Genomic DNA, 2,017 nt, shown 5'->3' with positions numbered 1-2,017 from the left:
GCCTGGAGACCGGGCGGGTCGGTCGGGCGGGCCGGGCTCGCGGCCCGGGGCGCCAAGCCCGGGAAGCGACGGCGCTTGCTTGGGCGCGTGCCGGAGGCTCATTCACGTGGCGCACAGCGTCGTCGGCGTCGGGATCGGGACGGCCGCCGGTCCCACGCTCTGGCGCTCCTGCAGCGACATCTCCAGAACGGTCACGGCGGGCTGCGGCTGCGAGCGGTGCCGCAGATGACCGACGATCGCGGTGGCGGCACGCGCACCCAGTCTCCGCGACCCGGCGGCGAGCGAGGTCAGTCCCGGGTTCGTCAGGGTGGACAGACCGGCGTTGTCGATCCCGATGACGGACACATCTTCCGGCACTCGCAGCCCGTGGGCGAGCGCGGATTTCATAAAGCCGATGGCCAGGACGTCGTTGTAGCCGACGACGGCGGTCGTGGGGCGCCGCCTCCATGCGTCCAATGCGCGCACGCCGCCGCCGATGGTTGGTGGGAAGGGACCGATCCGGCGGGGTCGCACGCCGAGCGCGTGGCAGGCCTGCGTCAGCGCCTCCCAGCGGGCGCCATTGGCCCAGGAATCCGCTGGCCCCGCCAGGTAGGTGACCGAGGTGTGCCCGTACTCGGCCAGGTGCTCGACGACGGCGCGCATGCCCTGGGCGGAATCCGGCAGGATCGAGGTGATGCCGGGAACCTGACGGTTGAGCGAGACTACGGGCACGGCCCGGTTGAACTGCTGGATGGCCGAGTTGCTCATCCGGGAGGCGGACAAAACTACCCCGTCGATGAGGTGCAGCACCCGTTCAATGGCGGCCCGCTCCTCGGACGCGTCCTCGCGAGAGTCGATGAGCAGCACCGTGTACCCGTTAGCGCGGGCCGACTCCTGCAGGCCGATCATGACCTGACTGAAGAAGGGGTTGCTGACGTCGGCAATGACCAGGGCAATGACGTAGGTGTCCTCCACCGAGCTCGGCGAGCGGCGCGGCCGGGCGTGCTTGTAGCCGAGCTCCTCGGCCACCTGCAGAATGCGGTCAGAGGTCTCGGTGGACACCCGCCCGGGACGGGACAGGGCCCGGGAGACGGTGGAGGGAGCCACGCCGGCCCGGACGGCGATGTCATAGATGGTGACGGCCTTGCGGCGTGCGGGCGGGGTGTTAGCCGCGGCGTCGGTGGTGCTCATGTCTCCTCCGCGCGCATAGTCAATCGGTGCTCGCTGCGGCCGTGGTCGTCGGGATCGAGCTGGAAGCGCCACACGCCGTCAAGGTTCATGACGGTACGTGATGATGAAGAACGTACGGACAGCATGGAGGCTCCTTCACCTGTTGCCATACTCGAAGTCTGCGACACTGCGTCGTCGCGCCACAATGATCCCGCAGAATCCTGCGCGACAAACAGCATCCTGATTCCACAACATGGCCCCTGTCCCGCCTGTGGATTGCCGATTGTTGCCAGACGGGGCTGGCGGCGATGGTGAGGGCGACCGCGGGGCGAGAGAGCGTTGCTTTGCATCCAGTATGGCAACTCGTGGCAACCATGGCCATGAGGGGCGGCTGGGGGAGAACCTGTCAGTGACACGTTTCGGCACGCCTGAGAGGTGCACGGGCACGGACGCGTCTTTGTTGCGCAGTGTCGCGAAGTCGCCACGCTGCACCGAACTACATCCACGGCAAAGGACCCGACCGCTCATGAGACTGACCATTGACGGCCTGCAGGACCGCGAGGCCCTTCGCGCGGCCGGTGTTGCCACCCCCGGCTTCGATGTTGCCGCCATGCAGGCGGCCGGTCGGCGAAGTCCTCGCTGGCTGCACCTGGGGCCGGGCAACATCTTCCGCATCTACCTGGCCCGCATCGCCGATGACCTTATCGCCTCCGGTCAGCACTGGCCGATCACTGCCGTCGTCACCACCGACCCGGCGGGATTCGACGCCCGGCTCGCCGACCACGACCTGCTCACCCTGTCGGTCACCCTCAACCCCGACGGCAGCCGCGACCTGCGCGCCATCGCGGGCCTGAGCGAGGGCCTGGCC

At 68.6% G+C, this 2,017-nt stretch carries 2 protein-coding genes and 1 pseudogene; 1 reads left to right on the top strand and 2 read right to left on the bottom strand.

What is annotated here, in order from left to right; genetic code table 11:
* Positions 1 to 102: 102 nt before the first annotated feature.
* Positions 103 to 1,170 (bottom strand): LacI family DNA-binding transcriptional regulator, encoded by a 1,068-nt coding sequence (locus tag RWX45_RS00070; protein WP_316021760.1) that lies wholly within the window; start codon positions 1,168 to 1,170, stop codon positions 103 to 105.
* Positions 1,167 to 1,295 carry a hypothetical protein gene (locus tag RWX45_RS00065; RefSeq protein ID WP_316021759.1) on the bottom strand — a complete coding sequence of 43 codons (129 nt, stop codon included), beginning with the start codon at positions 1,293 to 1,295 and terminating at the stop codon, positions 1,167 to 1,169. Before RWX45_RS00065 ends, RWX45_RS00070 begins: the two co-directional genes overlap by 4 nt.
* A 380-nt stretch (positions 1,296 to 1,675) precedes the next feature.
* Between RWX45_RS00065 and RWX45_RS00060 the strand changes: the two are divergent.
* A pseudogene (locus tag RWX45_RS00060) lies at positions 1,676 to 2,017 on the top strand (mannitol dehydrogenase family protein); the annotation flags it as partial.

The organism is Actinomyces sp. MRS3W (genome assembly GCF_032465695.1).
Taxonomy (GTDB): domain Bacteria; phylum Actinomycetota; class Actinomycetes; order Actinomycetales; family Actinomycetaceae; genus Actinomyces.
The sequence above is the reverse complement of the archived record's forward strand: the minus strand, read 5'-3'. Positions and strand labels throughout refer to the sequence as shown.

Bases quoted from the DNA above. Each gene is read 5' to 3' on its own strand.
- RWX45_RS00070 (WP_316021760.1), bottom strand. From the start codon at position 1,170: ATGAGCACCACCGACGCCGCGGCTAACACCCCGCCCGCACGCCGCAAG.
- RWX45_RS00065 (WP_316021759.1), bottom strand. From the start codon at position 1,295: ATGCTGTCCGTACGTTCTTCATCATCACGTACCGTCATGAACCTTGAC.